This is a genomic window from Brucella oryzae (genome assembly GCF_041929965.1).
Taxonomy (GTDB): Bacteria; Pseudomonadota; Alphaproteobacteria; order Rhizobiales; family Rhizobiaceae; genus Brucella; species Brucella oryzae.
The window spans coordinates 1-16295 of the sequence record NZ_JBHEEO010000022.1; the positions used below are offsets into that span (position 1 = coordinate 1).

Sequence of the window (16295 nt, forward strand, 5' to 3'; positions counted from 1 at the left end):
AGCCCGGTAGCTCGTCAGGCTCATAACCTGAAGGCCGCAGGTTCAAATCCTGCCCCCGCAACCAACGATACCTGCGACCCCGCCGCACACGCCGCGGGGTTTTGCGTTTGTGCGGCAATCGTCAGGATGCCGGCGAGATCGCCCTGAACATCGATCTCCACCTTGCCGTCCACGGGGGGGGGGGGGCAGAACGATCTGGTCCACCAACGAGCGAAGGATGTCCGCCGCCTCGACCCGCTTCTCTTCCTCTTCGTCCTGCAAGGCTCCATAGAGCTGCTGCACCCGCTTGCGGTATTGCAGCGCCATTGAGGGGTGCAGAAGGGGAGGCGGTTCCTCAGCTTCGGCCAGGAACAAGGCCAGTTCCTTCTTGCGCTGTTCCAGAAGGACCATCTTGGCGTTGATCGCGTCGGCCACGCCACCCTTGAGGATCAGGTTGAGCAGCGTGTCGAGTTCGCAATCGTTTATTAACGCGCCTGCCTATTAAATCCTGCATGGGGAGGAAGCGCGATCACACCTTGTCCTTTCCACCTTTTTTCATCTCATCGGCAATGCGTTTCAACTCATCCACTTCGTCTGTCTTCGCATCCTCCAAGTGTGCGGCTTCTTTGCGAGCCTCATCAAAACTCTCGTAATGCGCTTCGGCAATCTTGGTGGCCTGCTTGTGGGATACGGAACCTGCGTTTTTGAGGATATTCAGTTCGTTAGATTGCAAGAAATTATCGAGTACCGTTTCCCATTCAACCAAGTGCATGGATTGTCGGCGTCTGGCGCGTAAATCTGCTGTGTCCAGAAACATTGTGACGATGAGGTTCAGTTCTGAAATCTCAGGCTGTGCGAGATAATTCTTCGCAGTTACGACATCGCCCTTTCTTACCCGCGCCCCTTTCCATGAAGTCAGTCCCATATTCGGCGCGGTGGCGTCCGCGCGGGCGACAATCAATTCGGCGGCAGTATAGCCGGTGACTGCGTGCAGCATCTTGTTCTGGATGGTCGCATAGAACGTGTTCACGGATTTCAAGTTTGGATCGTAATCCTCGCTGAGTGCCAGAATATCGCGAACCTTTTGGTAGAAGCGAGCTTCCGACGCCCTGATGTCGCGAATGCGCTCAAGCAGTTCGTCGAAATAGTCATAACCCGGCTGCTTTAACCTGATATCGTCTATCACGAATCCCTTGATCAGGTACTCGGTCAGTGTCGTCGTGGCCCATCGGCGGAACTGAACTCCCCGCGCCGACCGAACACGATATCCCACGGCGAGGATCATATCGAGATTGTAGTGCTTCAACGCACGGGAAACCGTGCGATTGCCCTCGGTTCGAACTTGTAAGAGTTCCTTACAAGTTGCCTCTTCGTTCAGCTCCTGCTCCTCGTAGATGCTGCTGATTTGTTGGGTCATTGCCTGTGGAGACGTCTGGAACAATTCAGCCATTTGGGCTTGTGTCATCCATGCCGTTCCATCAATTGTGCGCAATTCGATCCGGCTACGGCCGTCTTCAGTGGTGTAGAGGATGAGGTTGTCGTCAGACATCGGCAGCAAACTCTTTCAGATAGGTGTGTTCAAACAGCGAGAAACAATGATGGTCCAAGCGCCTGTCTAGGATGGAAGCGTCAGATGTTTCCGCTGACCAAAAAGCGGAATGCAACAAAGGCGAAAAATGAGCCAACAAGCATATATCGCGTCAGTACCATAGGGGCTGCTGTCGTTCAAAAGCCCATGAGCAACCGCATGGCGAAGGCTTGGTCCCGGTTTGGACAAAAAGACGTTGTCAATGTCTGCCGTGATGGCGTCGCCGAACGCCTCTTCCAATTCTGGACGCATCTGCTCAAAAAGCGCCGATATGGTGCGATCTTCTTGTACCTGCTTGGCATCGTCGAACGTTGTGACGTCATGGCCGTTCAGTTTCAGAATGTGGCGAAGAGAATTTTCCAGCATGGGCGTCAAGATATAGAGAGCGCTTACGCAGTCTCCTTCGAAGAAGCGAGCAAAGCCCCGACTGAAAGTGTTGACCAGATCGTTCGGTACGAATGGACTATGCCGGATAAGAGCCTGAAATGTATCTTCACCGACATAATAATTCCCGGTGATATATTGACGCGCTATCTGAACTTGTCCTGAAACGTGGATACCTCTGCGCATACTTTCATGCTGAGAAATTTGCACGCGGATAGCATCGCCGTTGTCACCATCTCCGAAACCTCCACCCTCGGACTTGTGAATCACCTTGCCTTCGTGGTCGTGAAATGACGCACCGAACAAAGAAGAAAGCGGATGGTCGTTGATAGACTTCACAGCATCCTCCATGAGCTTCTTTGGCGATGGGGATCGTTCCAAGTCTGCAAATATCAACAGCAAGTCGATGAGATCACGTTCGCCCTCAAGCTGCCCCTTGACCTGATCCGCGATTGCGCTGAGGTCCATCGGGTGGGAGAATGATGACATTTCGTCCGCAATACCGGACTGGACGTCGATTAATTTGTGACGAAGTTGGGTGCGTCGTTCTCCTCGCCCCGGCACGCCATGATATTCGGCAATTGCCTCGCTGAGCCAGTGCGAGGCCAGCATCGCCGAAGTGTGTTTCTCAGACTCGGCAAGCAGCGCTTCAGCGGCACCTGTCCGGCACCGATTCTTTCCATTCTCGTCCCTCGCGTGATGATACCCACGAGCCGCCAAGCGCCAAAGCTCCACAATCATGTGGGAGCCGGGTTCGGGAACGCCCCCTGTCAGATAAGCCTCTATTTCCGCCGCGATGATGCTCGGATCGGATATGCTAAAATCCAAGTCCATCTCGAAAAACCAATGGACTGGTACTGGATTGCTGCTTGTGACAGCTCGCGCCCTTATTGCCGACAGCAGCGTTCGCGCGGCGATAACCTCGTCACTATCCCAGCCGAGTGGCCGACCCATCGACAACGCTCGTCGTAGAACATCCCGTGCTGTAAGCCCCAAGAGCGGATCATCGCGGTCAAGACGATCCTTGAGGGAGCCCGAACCCAGCCCCTCCGCGATTGCAACGTAGGATGCGATTGCGGCACGACCCAATTGATGCCGCTTTCGCTCCAGAAGCCAACAAAGGTCACATAGCCGCGCCCTCAGCACCGGGTTAGCGGCATTCACGGCTGCATAGGCAAGTACCGACACCGGAACACCGCGAAAGTCTTCTGGAATGGCCGATCGTCGGTCTCCCATGATCATCATCGCGCCGAAGGGTGCGTTGCGGTCATTAGGTTTGAAGTGAAGGTCCGTAGCGGCGGACAGCACCGCGAACACCTTCGCAGCGGCTTCGTTGCCTTGCGTCTCCTGTAGCCCCTTTGCTTCCTTGCGGTACAGGGTGCTCAATTCACCGCAATCGGCAGAATTGCACCCGATGATGGGGGCTTCAAACTCTAACCCCGCAATGTCATCAGGCGTTGCCTGAAGCCAGAAAGGAGCCGTCCCTTCTACCTGTTCAACCTTACCCTCTAGTTCAGTCTCAGTCATTGTGACGCTCCGACAGTGCCCGATGCCTTATTGTAACTCTGTGTCGTCGGTAATCGGCGCAGCATCCTCGACTTCCTCACGGGTGAACTTCTCGGAGAAAAACGCTTCGTCTATTTCGTATATTTCCACTGGTCGGCGTTTCACTCCCACCTGATGCTTGATGCAAAGGTCTAAAAGGCGTTTGCCATCAATCAGCGTGATAGGAGCTGCACCGACAAACAGTGCTCCCTCTTGAGCACCTTTTGCGAAATTGCCAAGGCTGATGATCGTACCGCGAATGGCTTTGAAATACGGGAGCGCGCCCCGAAGCTCATCGACTTTTGGTCGGGTAATAGTGCTTTCCGTCCGCTTAACCTGAACCACTTCGGTGATTTCCGTAATGCCGAATTGTACGCGGGCAACAACATCTACACCCTTGTCGCCACTGACTTTTGTCACGCGAACGTCTTCATAGTCCATTGCGTCGAGGAGTTCTTTGATAAAATGCTCAAACTGCACCGGTTCAAGTTGCATTAAGCGTTCGCGGAATGCCGCCAGCTGCTCCTCGTTATGGGCATGAGCAGCTTCTGCGACGGTTGTGCGCCTTGAAGAAGGCGTGGCAACGGTGACTGGCTTGGCGCCTCCGCTGAAACCCTTCAACCATTGCAGCCCAGCATCGGTGATGGCGTAGAAATTGCCTTCGCGCGTGATCAGCCCACGTTCGGCGATGCTGACCAATCGTCTTCGCAGCGTGTCGGCGAATGTCTTTGGCGTTGAGAACAGCGAAACCGCTTTTAGATAATCCGACCATGCCGGCAGGATGTCACCACGTTTGCAAGGTGACCGCTCAGCTACGAGGGATAGCAGCTTCGGGATACCTTCAGCTGTGTCGAGTTCTCGGAGCATTGCTTCATCATTGGCTAGAAATTGCCTACCTCGCTCTCCAATCTGATAACTTCCAGTGTCGCGATCTAAAAGCCGCAAGCGATTGATGAAAAGGTAGCAACCGTTTAGGTAGCGGGGGTTCAACGTTTTCCCGCTCCCCACCCATATTTCCCGAGCCAAATCTTGAAGCTCGTCAGAAAGACGTTCGTTTATCCACGTGTCGGGATCCGACCAATCAACTGGATTTTGCGGGGTCCCAGTTTGCTCGAATATCGCGTTAAGCATGTCGCGTACCCGTTGGACAGGTTCGCCATCCAATAGACGTATAGCATGGGCAACGTCCGAATACAGCGGGTAAAGCGGCGCTTGGACGATATGGCCGGTGGTCGTTGCTTCAATGCTCATTGTTGTTTGTGCCCCAATATCCTACGGAAGGACGGTCGCTGTTGTCACAACAGCATAGTTAACGCCCAGCGTGTCGATGAAATGTCTCTTGCCGCATTCTATCTTGCGCCGCTCATCAGGCCGTAACTCGTCTAAATTAGTTGAAGGCTTTGTTTCGCGAACCAGATAGAGGCGATCTTGGCCGTCGCCCATATCCATGACGATAGCCCAATCTGGATTGTATCCGCCAATCGGCGTCGGGACCAAAAACCAGCTGGGAAGCTTCACATACAGCTTAACGCGGGCGTCCTTCTCCAACGCTTCGGCAAAGGGGCGTTCAATCGTTTCGGAATCGATGTTTACGCCATCATAGATATGCGTACCGCCTGCAAACGCGTTCGCTTCGCTCTTCACCACATTCTCCGCAAAGGCTTCTATCAAATCATCGAACTGCGTTTGCGCATACCATGTGCCGTCGCGCTCATACTTGATGCCGCCGACAAGTTGGTCAGCGAGCTTCGTTTTAATGATGCTGGTCAAGGCGCTGGCGAATTCGTGAGGATTGTCCACAACGGCCTTCGGGTAGGGTGCACCTTTCAGTATTGAGAGGATCGTCTTGCGGCCGATGCGCATTGGCGGTGAGGTAGCCTCCATCAGGTTCTCAATGATGGAAACGACGTTCGGGACAGGATAGCGGCCTTCGAGATCAATGGCGACGCTCGCGTCAGCTAGGCGGATGGCTTCAAAAAGGTCTTCGCCCTTCTTCGCGTTGACGCCAGCAACTTGGACCACGACGCGTGGGCGATGCACTTGGATTGCGCCCATTTCTGCAATCACATCGGCGATGAGCTTGGCGCTATCGACGCTCACCGCATAGCGTGTTCGATATTTGATCTTGTTCCAAAGCTCTTGAAATTCTGGCTTTAGCAGGTGGTTTTTGCGCAGCTTCAGGCTGATCTTCTTGCGGGCATCGCCGGGCTTCGGTGGCACGCCCTCCTTCCCGTATTCCTTTTCGATTTCGCTTTGCAGGCGGGTCACAAAGCTTTCGTAGGTCTCGCTCGCACTAACAGTGAGAATGTTGACGCGGTTATCCTTCACCCGTTCGCCTGTCAGGCTATCGACAGGCAGCCGCACCCCGCGCCCAACCTGTTGGCGGCGTTCCGTTTCGCTGCCGACTTCGCGCAACGTGCAAATCTGGAAGACGTTTGGATTGTCCCAACCTTCCTTCAGTGCCGAATGAGAGAAGATGAATGCAACAGGTTCGTCGAAGCTGATTAGATCTTCCTTCCGACGCATAATCAGGTCGAATTCACGCGCTTGCGCCGCGCGGTCCTTGTCGTTGGTCGGCACTTCCTTTTCGACGACTGAAACCACGCCCTTCTTGTTGGTGGTCGACGCGAAATAGGACGCCTGAACATCATTCGGGTCTTTGTCGCGCCATTCGGGATAAGCGGTCTTGGCTTCATTGAACGCCTTGATGAACAGCTTACGTATCAACCCGTCTTCGCTGCGAAAACTTTCGACCTTATCGACGAAGAACAGTGATAGAACCTTGACGTTGAAGCCCAAATCGCGAATGCGTTTCTGTTTCTGGAAATGTCGCTCGACCGTGAACCGGATTTGCGCTTCCAAGATCGCATCCCGTTGCGTCCCGGTTTCCGCACCCAGTGCGACCTCAGCATTGTTAGTGAAACGCACATACCCGGCTTGGAAATTGATTTCGGCGACTTCCAAGCCTTCGTAGTCGTTGCGCTTGGTCTTCTCCCAAAGCTTGTCGCCGGGTTTGATCTTGATCGTCTTCCGCGTGATTGCCCCTGACTTCGCCTGCACATCGACTGTCACTTGCGCTGTCAGCGACTTCTTGGTCGTATTGATACTTTCGACACGAACATAGGGGAGGTTGGCGTTTTCCTCTTCGAGGGCTGCGCCAACTTCGATTTGCTTCACCAAGCCTTGCCGATAGGCATCGAACGGGGTCAGCCGGTAGACCGGGTTATAGCTATTCCGGTGCGTTGCGCTGTAACGCAGTGCGAACAGTGGGTTGAGCGCGGCCAAGGCGGCAATTCGGCCTTCGCTTTCCATGTTCTGCGGCTCGTCCAGTATCAGGACAGGCCGAACGGCCTGAAGTAGATGGATAACCGGCGGATTGCCTTCTTGTGGTTTGCGGATGACGTTCTGTTCCCGCGAAAACGCGTCAATGGTCATCACCATAAGTTCGACAGCATTCGATGCGGCGAAGCTGCGGACCTGTCCTGGTTGGGCGGCGTATACCGAATGATGGAAAGGCGGCAGGCCGGGCAGCACCGAGAAATGGGCTTTGGTTTGGCGGATCGTCTTCAGTACGCCTTCGCGGACGGCGACCGATGGCACAACGATAATGAATTTGGTCAGCCCGTAGCGGTGGGCTAGGTTCAATGCGGTGCGTAGATAGACGTAGGTCTTGCCGGTGCCCGTCTCCATCTCCACCGAAAAGTTCGGAAACCGAACCTTGCCTACACCTTCAAATAGGTCCGCGTCCTGCTCGATCATGGCGAGCGCCGTATCGGCTTTCAGCCCATTGTCGGTCTGGACGCGGTTCAGATTGGCAAGCAGTTGGTCTTCGCTCAGCTCTAGCCGATTTGGAACCACCGTTGATCCGGCAGCGGGAACCAGCGCTGAACCTATATGGCCTTGCCCATCAAGAAGGCCGACAATTGAGGCGATTGCGTCAAGCTGAAATTGTTGGGTGGAGTCGAACTTGAATTCCATCGCTCACAACACCTTCAGGCGGCATTGTAGGGCAAGGTTGGCGGCAACCGTGTCAGTTAGCGCTGTATCACGACAAATGAACAGGTCATCCTTGGTCAGCCCCAGCCCTTTCAGGTCCGGTAGATCGATGGCATCGGCCAAGCAAATAATGAATGCCTTGCCCTGTTCGTCGTCGGTGACGCGCCACAGCTTGCCGGGCTTTTCACCTTCCACAGAAACCACCCTGGAGGTGAGAGCCAAGCCTTCGCGCAAGGCTACTTCCCAAATCAAATCTTCGGCCTTCCAGCCGGGTTTGAGCGTGTCTGCAAAGGCATCCATCTGCTTCAGGTAGTCTTCGGGTTCGATGCTGTTCGCGCCGTTCCAGCGTAAGATACCGGTTTCGGCTAAGCGGAAGGCGCGGAAACCTTGCGGGATTGATTGAAGATCAGGCTGCTTCAATACGCGCCGCAGGCGTTCGCGTGTGACTTCGGAAATTGTCTTCCAACCCTTTGCCAGCGCGGCCTTGCCCGTACGCTCCTTCGGGTTCACCGGCTCTGGGAACTGGATGGCAATGAACTTTGCTTCGGCCATGCCATTAGCAGCAAGGCGGATTACTGCTTCGGCGGTTGAGCCGGACCCGGCAAAAAAGTCCATGATGATCGGCTTCGGTTCGTCAGACGCGACATATCTGAACAGACGCGCAAGTTCTTCGTGGTCTTTCGGGTTGTCAAAAACCTTCGCACCCATAAGCTCCCGAAGATACTTCACAGATACTTGAGCCTGCTTATAAAAATATGTGCCTCTGACCATCGCGGCGAGTTCGGTTTCTTGCTCCGACTGATCAGCAATGTCTAAGCCATCTTCCTCTGAAGTGGCGTCATCGGTTTCCTCAGCAACTGGCCTTAGATGAGTCTTTCGGAAGGGGGGCTCAGTGTGATCCTCCCTGAACGTCACGATCCCAGCGTCGATTTTTGATTGCATTTTCTCGGTAGTTGCAAAACGCCAGCCTGCTTCTGGTACCGCGCAGGGTAAACCTGTCGTAGGATGGATGACGTCATATGTTGGCCCCCCGCTCCCTGGCCATGAAATATTATCGTCTCTCCAAGGCCCATTCTTGTCGATTTGCTTGTAGCGACTCCATTTCTTCGACGGATGCCCTTGGGCAGGGCCGCGTACCAAAGTTGCAGATGTGCTTCTACGGTCTTGTCATCGTCGCCGTGCTTGGCGCGCAACTGCACGTATTCGTCCCAAATCTCGCGAGCGCCCGGCTTTTCTTCCCGCCAAACGGTCCTCGCCTCTTTCAGCGACGACAACAGCCGCGCGTAGACCAGGATGTATTCATGGCCGACCGAAAGCAGCTTGGCGTCGTTCTTCCGGCCCTTTTCCCACACCATTTGAGCAATGAAATTTTCCGGGCCGAATACTTCATCGCATAGTTGCTTCAGATTGGCGGCTTCCGCGTCGTTTATGCTGATCAGGATGATGCCTTCGTCCTTCAGCATCTGCCGTGCCATGGACAGGCGGGGATACATCATCGACAACCAACGCGAGTGCAGCCTGCCCGCCTTTTCCGGCGTGCTGGTTGCCAAGTCACCCTCTTCGGTCATTTGGCCCGTCTGCTTCAAATATGCGGCCAAAGGGTCGGTGAAATCGTCGTCGTAGATGAAATCGTTGCCCGTGTTGTAGGGCGGGTCGATGTAGATAAGCTTCACCCGCCCAAAGTAGGACTTGTAGAGAAGTTTCAGGACTTCGAGGTTTTCGCCTTCGATAAAGACATGCTGCGCATCGTCGAAGTTGACGCTTTCGGTCCGGTCGGGCACCAAGGTTGCTCGCGATGGCGCTTGCAGCATGGAAATAGCGTCACGTTTGCCCGGCCACGTCAGCCCATAGCGTTCCGGCCCCGCCGCTACCGCATCGCCTGCCAGTTCAGCCAAACGATCAAGGTCAAGCTGCCCGTCTGAAAACGCCTCCGGGACCACGCTTTTCAAGCGCTCGAGGAGCTGGGTTTTCAAATCAGGTGAGGTTTCGTCGATTCGATCTGCTTTGCTCATGCCACTTTGTGCCAGACGATGCGGCGCGAGGGCAACATCTCGGCGACGGACCGCAAGGGATATGCAGGATTTTATCCTGATCGTCTGCAAATATGACAGCTCCCATAAGCGTCAGATGCAATTTTGATTTTGCTACTCGATTGCGGGGAACAAAATAGAAGCATCACTTGCAGAACGCTGCGGCTGTTCCCATATTTATGCTGCCTCTGGAATTGGCCAGTTGGCACGGTCGTTTGGACGGTCAACTGGAAACATGACTGCCGCGCAGGCCACGACGATTGTCATCGTCAGGCTGGCAAGGTCGTCCCATGAGACTGTGAACATAGTTCGCACTCCTACGGCTACACTATACCGCCATGCGTTTTAGAAACCCGCGTTGGGGGCAAGCCTGTTTGAGACAACGGGAAGAAGCCGACGGATAGAGGCGCGCGATTGGGGGGGGCGTTCGGCGTTAGCCGAGGTTCAGGGTTGGAGCCAGTCCCCCGATCACTGCAAAAACCTGGGGGAATATTTGGGGCACGAGTGATTCAAGACGAGGGGATATCGCCATTTCGACGCGCCAGTTGGTCCATCATATGCGGCCAAAGTCGACAGTTCGAAGTTCGTCGCCAAGCATTCTTGGCTCCCGCTCATTCACTACGTCAAGCGCGTCAAACGTTACAAGGCAAAGGACGGCAAAACCGTCTACAAAGACCGTGACATCATGTTCGCCTCCCATCGAGACGCTTGTATTCTTGCGAAATACGCTTTTGATCTCAGTGTACTTCTCGATCAGCACTACATAAAATCCGCTTTAAGCAATCATGTAATCGCCTATCGCAAACTTGGTCGGGGAAACTACGATTTTTCTGCAGATGCCTATCGCTTCGCCCAGAAGCATGAACCTTGCGTTGTGTTGTGCTTCGACATCACCGGCTTTTTTGACAATCTGGACCATACCATCCTTAAGAATCGACTGAAGCGCCTGCTTGGGGTCGATGAATTGCCGCCTGATTGGTATGCTGTATTTCGGCACGTTACGAAGTTCCACAAAGTGGAACGTCAGGAGCTTGAGGCGCACCCCGTATTCTCGACGAGGATCAAAGGGGACACTCGCGAGCCGATTGCGACGATCACGGAACTTCACAAGGCCGGAATTGTGATTACTCCCAACCCGAACAAGTTCGGAATCCCGCAGGGTACGCCGATCAGCAGCGCCTTTTCGAATCTTTACATGATGGATGTCGATGCAGCCATGGTGACCGCCTGTGGAAAAATCGGGGCGCTCTATCAGCGCTATTCCGATGACATTCTGATTGTTTGCAGGCCTGACAACGAGACGGAAATCATCAATGCGCTTAAATCAGTCATTATCGCGCATAAGCTCGAAATCAAGGACGAGAAAACGGAGCGCGCGCTGTTTGGGTCTGGCAGTGAAGACATCTTTCAATACCTTGGATTCAACGTGTCGAAAGATGGAGCGGTAATTCGTCCGACCTCATTGGCGAGGCAGTGGCGCAAGGCGCGTCGAGCAATAAAGACCACGAAGCGGATTGGTGAACAAGCAATAGCCAAAGGGCGCGCTGACAAAATCTATACCAAGCGCCTTCGTAAACGCTTTGCACCGGTTGGTGCGCGGAATTTCTCTAAATACGCTAGGCGGGCCGCTGATGCCTTTGGATCGAAGCGGATCGTTCGGCAGGTGATGCGGCTTGAGCGGATGGTAGATCGGGCAATTCGTGATATGGACAAGTGAATATGGCCAGTTTGAGCTATCGTGAAAGGCTAAACTGAAACAGGCGTTGCTCATGTTCGTCCGATCGCGCGTGCGCAGGCGATAGATCGTGTTTCATCGTATTGGATCAAATTGGAAAATATCAGATAACTATCTGAAATTACTTGTTTTTATAGACTCATATGTTATTTCGAGTTGAGGCCAACAGGAGGTCTCAATGCCGAATTTACGTCTCACCCGCCGCGCGATCGATGATCTTCCACATGCTGACAGCGGCCAAGTTTACTACCGTGATACCCTGCTGACCGGCTTCGGTCTGCGTGTGGGCACTCAATCCAAGGTTTACTATGCCGACGAGGGGCAGGTAAACCGCCGGACGCGCCGTGTGACCATCGGTCGGGCCGATGTCTTCGCGCCAGAAGTCGCGCGGAAGAAGGCCATGGCGTTGCTCGCTGAAATGGCGGAAGGCTTGGACCCGCATGCAGAGAAGCGCAGGGAAACGGTGGTCAAGCTGACACTCGCCGATGCATTCGACACATTTTTCGCCGCCCGCCCCCACCTGTCCCCGTACAGTGTGCGGAACTACACACGAACCGCCAAGCTCTACCTCAAGGCATGGCGTAAGAAGCCGATCAACGAAATCACCCGGCAGATGGTGTTGAAGAAGCATCAGGAAATTTCGGCTGAGAACGGCAAGGTTACCGCCAACAATGTCATGCGGCATCTGCGCTCGGTCTGGGTTGACCTCGACTGCAAGGATTATCCCGGTAGCGAGGCGCAACAGCGCGATACAATCCTTGGTCTGCTCAGCGACGACAAGCTGCGCCCGTCAGGCGTACCGAAACCGACTGCATTCTGGTTCACAGGCGGCGGTTATCAGGCGATCTGGCGCATGACAGACCCCGTTCCGGCAGAGGATGCCGAAGCGCACAACCGCGCCTTGCTCGTCGCGTTTCAGGGCGGGGCCGGTACAATCGACGTCAGCCGACTTCTCAGATTGCCCGGAACCGTAAATTGGTTGAGCGACAGAAAACGAGCGACAGGCCGCGAACCGGCCAAGGCGTTCCTGATGGAGCCGATTTCGTTCAGCGTTGAACCGAGAAACTATACGCTTGCCGATTTCCGGCTGCGTCTCGACAAATCCAACGCACCCAAGACCGATGGCAAGGCACTTACCAATCTGGATGACATTGAGGCGCTGCCTCTACCAGATGACCGGGGCGAGATTATACCTCTCGATCCGGTTTGGTCGGAAGTTATCGTTACGGGCAAGAATCCGCCCGACAAGAACTACCAGTCTCGCTCCGAACTGGTTTTTGCGGCGGCTCTCTGGCTGCTCGGTCACAATGTCGCGCCGGGTCATGTCGTATCGATCCTGACCAGCCCCGATCTTGGCATCAGCGCTCACGTCCGGGAAAATCCCAATCCGCTGCGCTATGCCCGTCGTCAGGTTGCGCGGGCGATGGAAGCCATCGATCTGCGAGGGCGGGGATGGCCGAAAGTCGATGAGCACGGGCATCCGGCCGCGCATGAGCCAGAAAATGTGCGGTTCGCTCTCGCCACGCTCGATGTCGATGCGCGCCGCAATATGTTCACCCACTTCGATGAGGTGACCGGACTGGGACTGGAAGGACGCGACATTTCGGACATCTGCGAAATCCTGTGCAGCATGTTTGAACGCAAGCTGGATTTTCGCGCCAGAGTAACCGTCATCCGCCGTGAGTTGATTACAATTGCCTATGAGCGTGCTTACCATCCCGTCATCGACTATCTTGACAGGCTGATATGGGACGGCGTTCCGCGCCTCGATACATGGCTCAGGGATTATTGCGAGGCGGACGACACCGAACTCAACCGCGAATTTGGCGTACGGTTCCTGATCGGCGGCGTGCGGCGGATCAAACAGCCCGGCGTCAAGTTTGACACGATGCTGGTTCTGGAAGGTCGTCAGGGCGTGGGGAAATCCCGTCTGGCGGCTCGACTCGCGGTGCGTGACGAGTGGTTCTGTGGCGATCTAAACCTGAGTGCAGATGCTAAGACCAAGGCCGAGCTTGTCTCCCGCGCTTGGATTGTCGAGTGTCAGGAACCCGATGGCGCTCGCAAGGCTACGCTGGATGCAATCAAGGCATTCCTCGCCACGCCTATCGACCTGCCTATGCGCACGCTGCCGGTTCCTTTCCCCGGCATTGCGTTATTATCGGCACCACCAACGAAGACGCCTATCTGCGCGACACGACTGGAAACCGGCGATACTGGCCGGTCAAGGTTGGCAGCATCGATATGGACGCTTTCAGCCGCGACGTCTATCAGCTATGGGCCGAAGCTGTTGTACGGGAGCAAGCCGGAGAGCCAATCATATTGCCCCGGCATCTATGGCAGGTTGCCGACGAACTTCAGGCCAGCCGCATGATCGAAGACCCTATAGGCATTGTGCTGCAAGGTGCATTTGGCGAGCGCACAGGCCGGGTGTCGATGGAAAGCGTCAAACTGCTTCTCGGCTATGAGGCCGGGCGCATGAGCGCCGGCGAATTCCAGCGTATTACCGGCGCGATGATCGTGCTGGGGTGGGAATACGGAACCCACAGGCTTCATGATCTCGGTCGCACCGGGCGGAGCGCCCGCAAGGGATTTGCACGCGGCAATGCCGACGAGCAGAAGACCAAATGGGTCGCCAAGCGCACCGAAGGCGGCATCGCCGTCCTTCACGCCATCAGCGAGCACACGGACGCGAACGGCCCATTTTAACGGCCTTGTGTAACTTACAACCTGTAACCTAGCAGGTAGCAAAACCTTTAGCGGCAGGCAGGGGGAGTTGACCACTCCCCCTGCCTTTTTTGTGTGTTTTGAGCCTTAAGTTACGGGTGTAGGTAACAGGCTTTGCGGCAATGCCAACCCGGGTATAGGCAACGGGGCTGCAAGGCACGCCTCAGAGGGCTTCCGATTGCCCTCAGAGCGCCGCTGGCATGGGTTGGGTGCATAGGGTGCCGCCACAGCCGGTGGCCTTTAAACGGCCTCCGAGGTCGTTACCCCACAAACGCCTTCAGCATCTTCGCAGCGCGACCAAGCTGGTCATCGTTCATTCGGGATAGTGTGCCGTTGATCTCGGTGAGTAGTCGTGCCCGTTCACCGATGCCGGGTACAGTGTTGACGCCGAACAAGACCGGCGCAGACACGTCCAGCGCTGCCGCTATATTTTCCGCGGTCTCGAAAAGTGGCGCGGCAACACCCCGCTCGATTTTGCCAATGGTCTCGCGGGAAACCCCCACTTGTTCAGAAAGCCGCTCAAGGGTCCAGCCTTTGGCTTTTCGATGATGGCGCACATTCGCACCAAATAGGCGTTGAAGCTCCATTGCTCACCTCGTTCTTAACGGAAGCGGCAATCGGCTATGCAAATCGAGAAATAAGAACTTTGCATTCTCAAAAATAGGAACTATAAATTCTCATATTTATAAGAAGGGTGTTGTGGTTCCATATCATGATGGCGTTCGATACGGTGCTTTACGCTTTAAGCTGGCTCTTGTTGGTCTTTTTCGGCGGGCAGATTCTCATCTTTATCGGCTTGGTCCTGTGGAACGTCTGGACCGACGCTGTAAAGCCGAGGCTGATCCCTGCCGCCGATATCGACCGCGTTGCCGCAGACATAATTGCCAATTATTCTGACCCGGAACTTGAGGCATTCGCCCGCCATCAGCGCGCATGGAACCGCAGCGACAGTGCGGAACAGACCTATTGGCATCGGGTACGGAAGGCCATCAGGCAGCGACTGGAAAAGCGCTAATGCCCTTAACCGAACAGCGGCCCGTGACCACCGCCAGCGGCTTTACGCCGAACCTCGCTCTCGCGTGCCTCGTTGACCTCACGCCAAATGTCATAGGTTTCCCGAACCATTTGGTCGAGTTCATCGAAGCCATAAAGGGCTATCCCGGTATCAGTCCAGAATTTGACCTGCCGCTGGTCTTCGACCACGTCGCCGAACTGGAGAATGCCAAGACGAGCCTCTGCGAAGTCGGGATTGGCCACCCGAATATGCTCATTCATCATCGAGAAAACGAAGCGTCTTGCTTCGGCGGTTAGCGTCTTGCTTCGGCGGTTAGCTTCTTGCCGCGTCGTGGGTCGATGAAAATGACGAGAGGCACACCATCCAGCGCGGTCACCATGGGCAACCAGTATTCAACTTTCTCGCCGACGCTGAGGGATAACGGGAAAAATGGATGAGAGCGGCTGCGGAGAGCCTTGGCTTGCACAAAGTCATGCAACCCTTTGGCGACCAGCAGATTGGCATTAAACTCGTCGTCGGAAGTTGCCTTTGCCCGGATTAGCCGTTCAAGAACTGGCCATCCGGTCGGAGCGATAGCGACAAACATGTCTAGCTGGACATTGAAAATGCCGGAAAATAGCGCGCGTACCGGTTTGTAGGTGAGTGTCGGATGGCCAAGCTTAAATCGCTCGAGGGCACAGCGCTTCTGGTCGGTCGCCAGCGGCGCGATGCGAGCAAGATCGATTTCAGGTAAGCGGCGTATCTTCATCCGGTTCTCCCATGACGGGGGCCACTCCAACCGAAACCTTATGATATTTGAATCGGTCGATAATGACAGCATCGGGGATTCTTAAACCCAATGCAACCGATGTTCTGCCTTTGTCCACGATAAAATCCCATGGCGCACCCTTGGCGTGCGATATATCGACAAGGCGACCGGGGGATAATTGCCCATAGGATGACATGATGCGGGCCAGATGGCGGCGTACGGTCAAGTCTTCGGGAAGGTCAAGGACTATACGCTCTCCGGTCATCACGTTCTGCCCAGTGGCGCGGAAGTCGATGGGGGAACCGCCAGCCGTTTTGAAGGCTGAGTAGGCGGCAGGATGCACCGGCCCGTACTGCCACGCCTCGAAATAGCCGCTCACCAGAGGGCGCTTGGCCTCGATTAGAAAAATGGAATGGGCGAAGTACAGGAGCTTTTGCAGTGCGAGGTTGGTGACTTTGATTCCAGATCAATCGGCCTCATCCAACATAAGGTTGGCGATGGCTCTCGGATCATAAGGACCACCAGACACTTCCATGTTCCTCGCAGAAGGA

The 16295-nt window shown here is 55.0% G+C and carries 11 protein-coding genes and 5 pseudogenes; 6 read left to right on the plus strand and 10 right to left on the minus strand.

What is annotated here, in order from left to right; all coding sequences use genetic code 11:
- Positions 1-312 precede the first annotated feature (312 nt).
- The gene (locus JNC70_RS18510) at positions 313-468 is read left to right on the plus strand and encodes a hypothetical protein (RefSeq protein ID WP_167394043.1); all 156 of its coding nucleotides are present in this window, start codon (positions 313-315) and stop codon (positions 466-468) included.
- 40 nt (positions 469-508) lie between these two features.
- Here JNC70_RS18510 and JNC70_RS18515 read toward each other — a convergent pair whose 3' ends face one another.
- From JNC70_RS18515 to JNC70_RS18545, 7 genes are all read right to left on the minus strand, one after another.
- Entirely contained in the window at positions 509-1528 is a 1020-nt protein-coding gene (locus JNC70_RS18515; RefSeq protein WP_104755275.1) for a virulence RhuM family protein, read from the minus strand.
- Between the two features lie 66 nt (positions 1529-1594).
- Positions 1595-3478: a DUF7380 domain-containing protein gene (locus tag JNC70_RS18520; RefSeq protein WP_245414736.1), complete on the minus strand. Its 1884-nt coding sequence runs from the start codon at positions 3476-3478 to the stop codon at positions 1595-1597.
- Positions 3479-3505: 27 nt separating this feature from the next.
- Positions 3506-4747, minus strand: coding sequence for a restriction endonuclease (locus JNC70_RS18525; RefSeq protein ID WP_104755274.1), 1242 nt, complete (start codon positions 4745-4747; stop codon positions 3506-3508).
- Positions 4748-4768: 21 nt separating this feature from the next.
- Entirely contained in the window at positions 4769-7474 is a 2706-nt protein-coding gene (locus JNC70_RS18530; protein ID WP_104755273.1) for a restriction endonuclease, read from the minus strand.
- 3 nt (positions 7475-7477) lie between these two features.
- A complete protein-coding gene (locus JNC70_RS18535) occupies positions 7478-8434 on the minus strand; it encodes a site-specific DNA-methyltransferase (RefSeq protein WP_146097100.1) in 957 nt (318 codons plus the stop codon).
- Positions 8404-9504 carry a site-specific DNA-methyltransferase gene (locus JNC70_RS18540; RefSeq protein WP_104755271.1) on the minus strand — a complete coding sequence of 367 codons (1101 nt, stop codon included), beginning with the start codon at positions 9502-9504 and terminating at the stop codon, positions 8404-8406. Before JNC70_RS18540 ends, JNC70_RS18535 begins: the two co-directional genes overlap by 31 nt.
- A 195-nt stretch (positions 9505-9699) precedes the next feature.
- Positions 9700-9828, minus strand: coding sequence for a hypothetical protein (locus tag JNC70_RS18545; RefSeq protein ID WP_255414836.1), 129 nt, complete (start codon positions 9826-9828; stop codon positions 9700-9702).
- Between the two features lie 379 nt (positions 9829-10207).
- Here JNC70_RS18545 and JNC70_RS18550 point away from each other — a divergent pair, with 379 nt between their 5' ends.
- From JNC70_RS18550 to JNC70_RS18565, 4 genes and pseudogenes are all read left to right on the plus strand, one after another.
- Positions 10208-11239 carry a reverse transcriptase domain-containing protein gene (locus JNC70_RS18550; protein ID WP_104755270.1) on the plus strand — a complete coding sequence of 344 codons (1032 nt, stop codon included), beginning with the start codon at positions 10208-10210 and terminating at the stop codon, positions 11237-11239.
- Positions 11240-11435: 196 nt separating this feature from the next.
- Positions 11436-11705, plus strand: a pseudogene (locus tag JNC70_RS18555) (integrase arm-type DNA-binding domain-containing protein); the annotation flags it as partial.
- Positions 11706-12110: 405 nt separating this feature from the next.
- A pseudogene (locus JNC70_RS18560) lies at positions 12111-13567 on the plus strand (virulence-associated E family protein); the annotation flags it as partial.
- A 165-nt stretch (positions 13568-13732) separates the two neighbouring features.
- Positions 13733-13976: pseudogene (locus JNC70_RS18565) on the plus strand (hypothetical protein).
- A 265-nt stretch (positions 13977-14241) separates the two neighbouring features.
- Here JNC70_RS18565 and JNC70_RS18570 read toward each other — a convergent pair.
- Positions 14242-14568, minus strand: coding sequence for a helix-turn-helix domain-containing protein (locus JNC70_RS18570; protein ID WP_146097099.1), 327 nt, complete (start codon positions 14566-14568; stop codon positions 14242-14244).
- Positions 14569-14693: 125 nt separating this feature from the next.
- On the opposite strand from JNC70_RS18570, the gene JNC70_RS18575 reads away from it, so the two are divergent.
- A complete protein-coding gene (locus JNC70_RS18575) occupies positions 14694-14996 on the plus strand; it encodes a hypothetical protein (protein ID WP_104755279.1) in 303 nt (100 codons plus the stop codon).
- Between the two features lie 5 nt (positions 14997-15001).
- Here JNC70_RS18575 and socB read toward each other — a convergent pair.
- Both socB and socA read right to left on the minus strand, forming a co-directional pair.
- A pseudogene (socB, locus tag JNC70_RS18580) lies at positions 15002-15744 on the minus strand (type VI toxin-antitoxin system SocB family DNA replication inhibitor toxin).
- Positions 15722-16279: pseudogene (socA, locus tag JNC70_RS18585) on the minus strand (type VI toxin-antitoxin system SocA family antitoxin). Before socA ends, socB begins: the two co-directional pseudogenes overlap by 23 nt.
- Positions 16280-16295: the final 16 nt, after the last annotated feature.

Excerpts from the sequence above, each read along its gene's own strand:
- JNC70_RS18520 (WP_245414736.1), bottom strand. The coding sequence starts at position 3,478 with ATGACTGAGACTGAACTAGAGGGTAAGGTTGAACAGGTAGAAGGGACG.
- JNC70_RS18525 (WP_104755274.1), bottom strand. The coding sequence starts at position 4,747 with ATGAGCATTGAAGCAACGACCACCGGCCATATCGTCCAAGCGCCGCTT.
- JNC70_RS18570 (WP_146097099.1), bottom strand. The coding sequence starts at position 14,568 with ATGGAGCTTCAACGCCTATTTGGTGCGAATGTGCGCCATCATCGAAAA.
- JNC70_RS18515 (WP_104755275.1), bottom strand. The coding sequence starts at position 1,528 with ATGTCTGACGACAACCTCATCCTCTACACCACTGAAGACGGCCGTAGC.
- JNC70_RS18545 (WP_255414836.1), bottom strand. The coding sequence starts at position 9,828 with ATGTTCACAGTCTCATGGGACGACCTTGCCAGCCTGACGATGACAATC.
- JNC70_RS18530 (WP_104755273.1), bottom strand. The coding sequence starts at position 7,474 with ATGGAATTCAAGTTCGACTCCACCCAACAATTTCAGCTTGACGCAATC.
- JNC70_RS18535 (WP_146097100.1), bottom strand. The coding sequence starts at position 8,434 with ATGCAATCAAAAATCGACGCTGGGATCGTGACGTTCAGGGAGGATCAC.
- JNC70_RS18550 (WP_104755270.1), top strand. The coding sequence starts at position 10,208 with ATGTTCGCCTCCCATCGAGACGCTTGTATTCTTGCGAAATACGCTTTT.
- JNC70_RS18575 (WP_104755279.1), top strand. The coding sequence starts at position 14,694 with ATGATGGCGTTCGATACGGTGCTTTACGCTTTAAGCTGGCTCTTGTTG.
- JNC70_RS18540 (WP_104755271.1), bottom strand. The coding sequence starts at position 9,504 with ATGAGCAAAGCAGATCGAATCGACGAAACCTCACCTGATTTGAAAACC.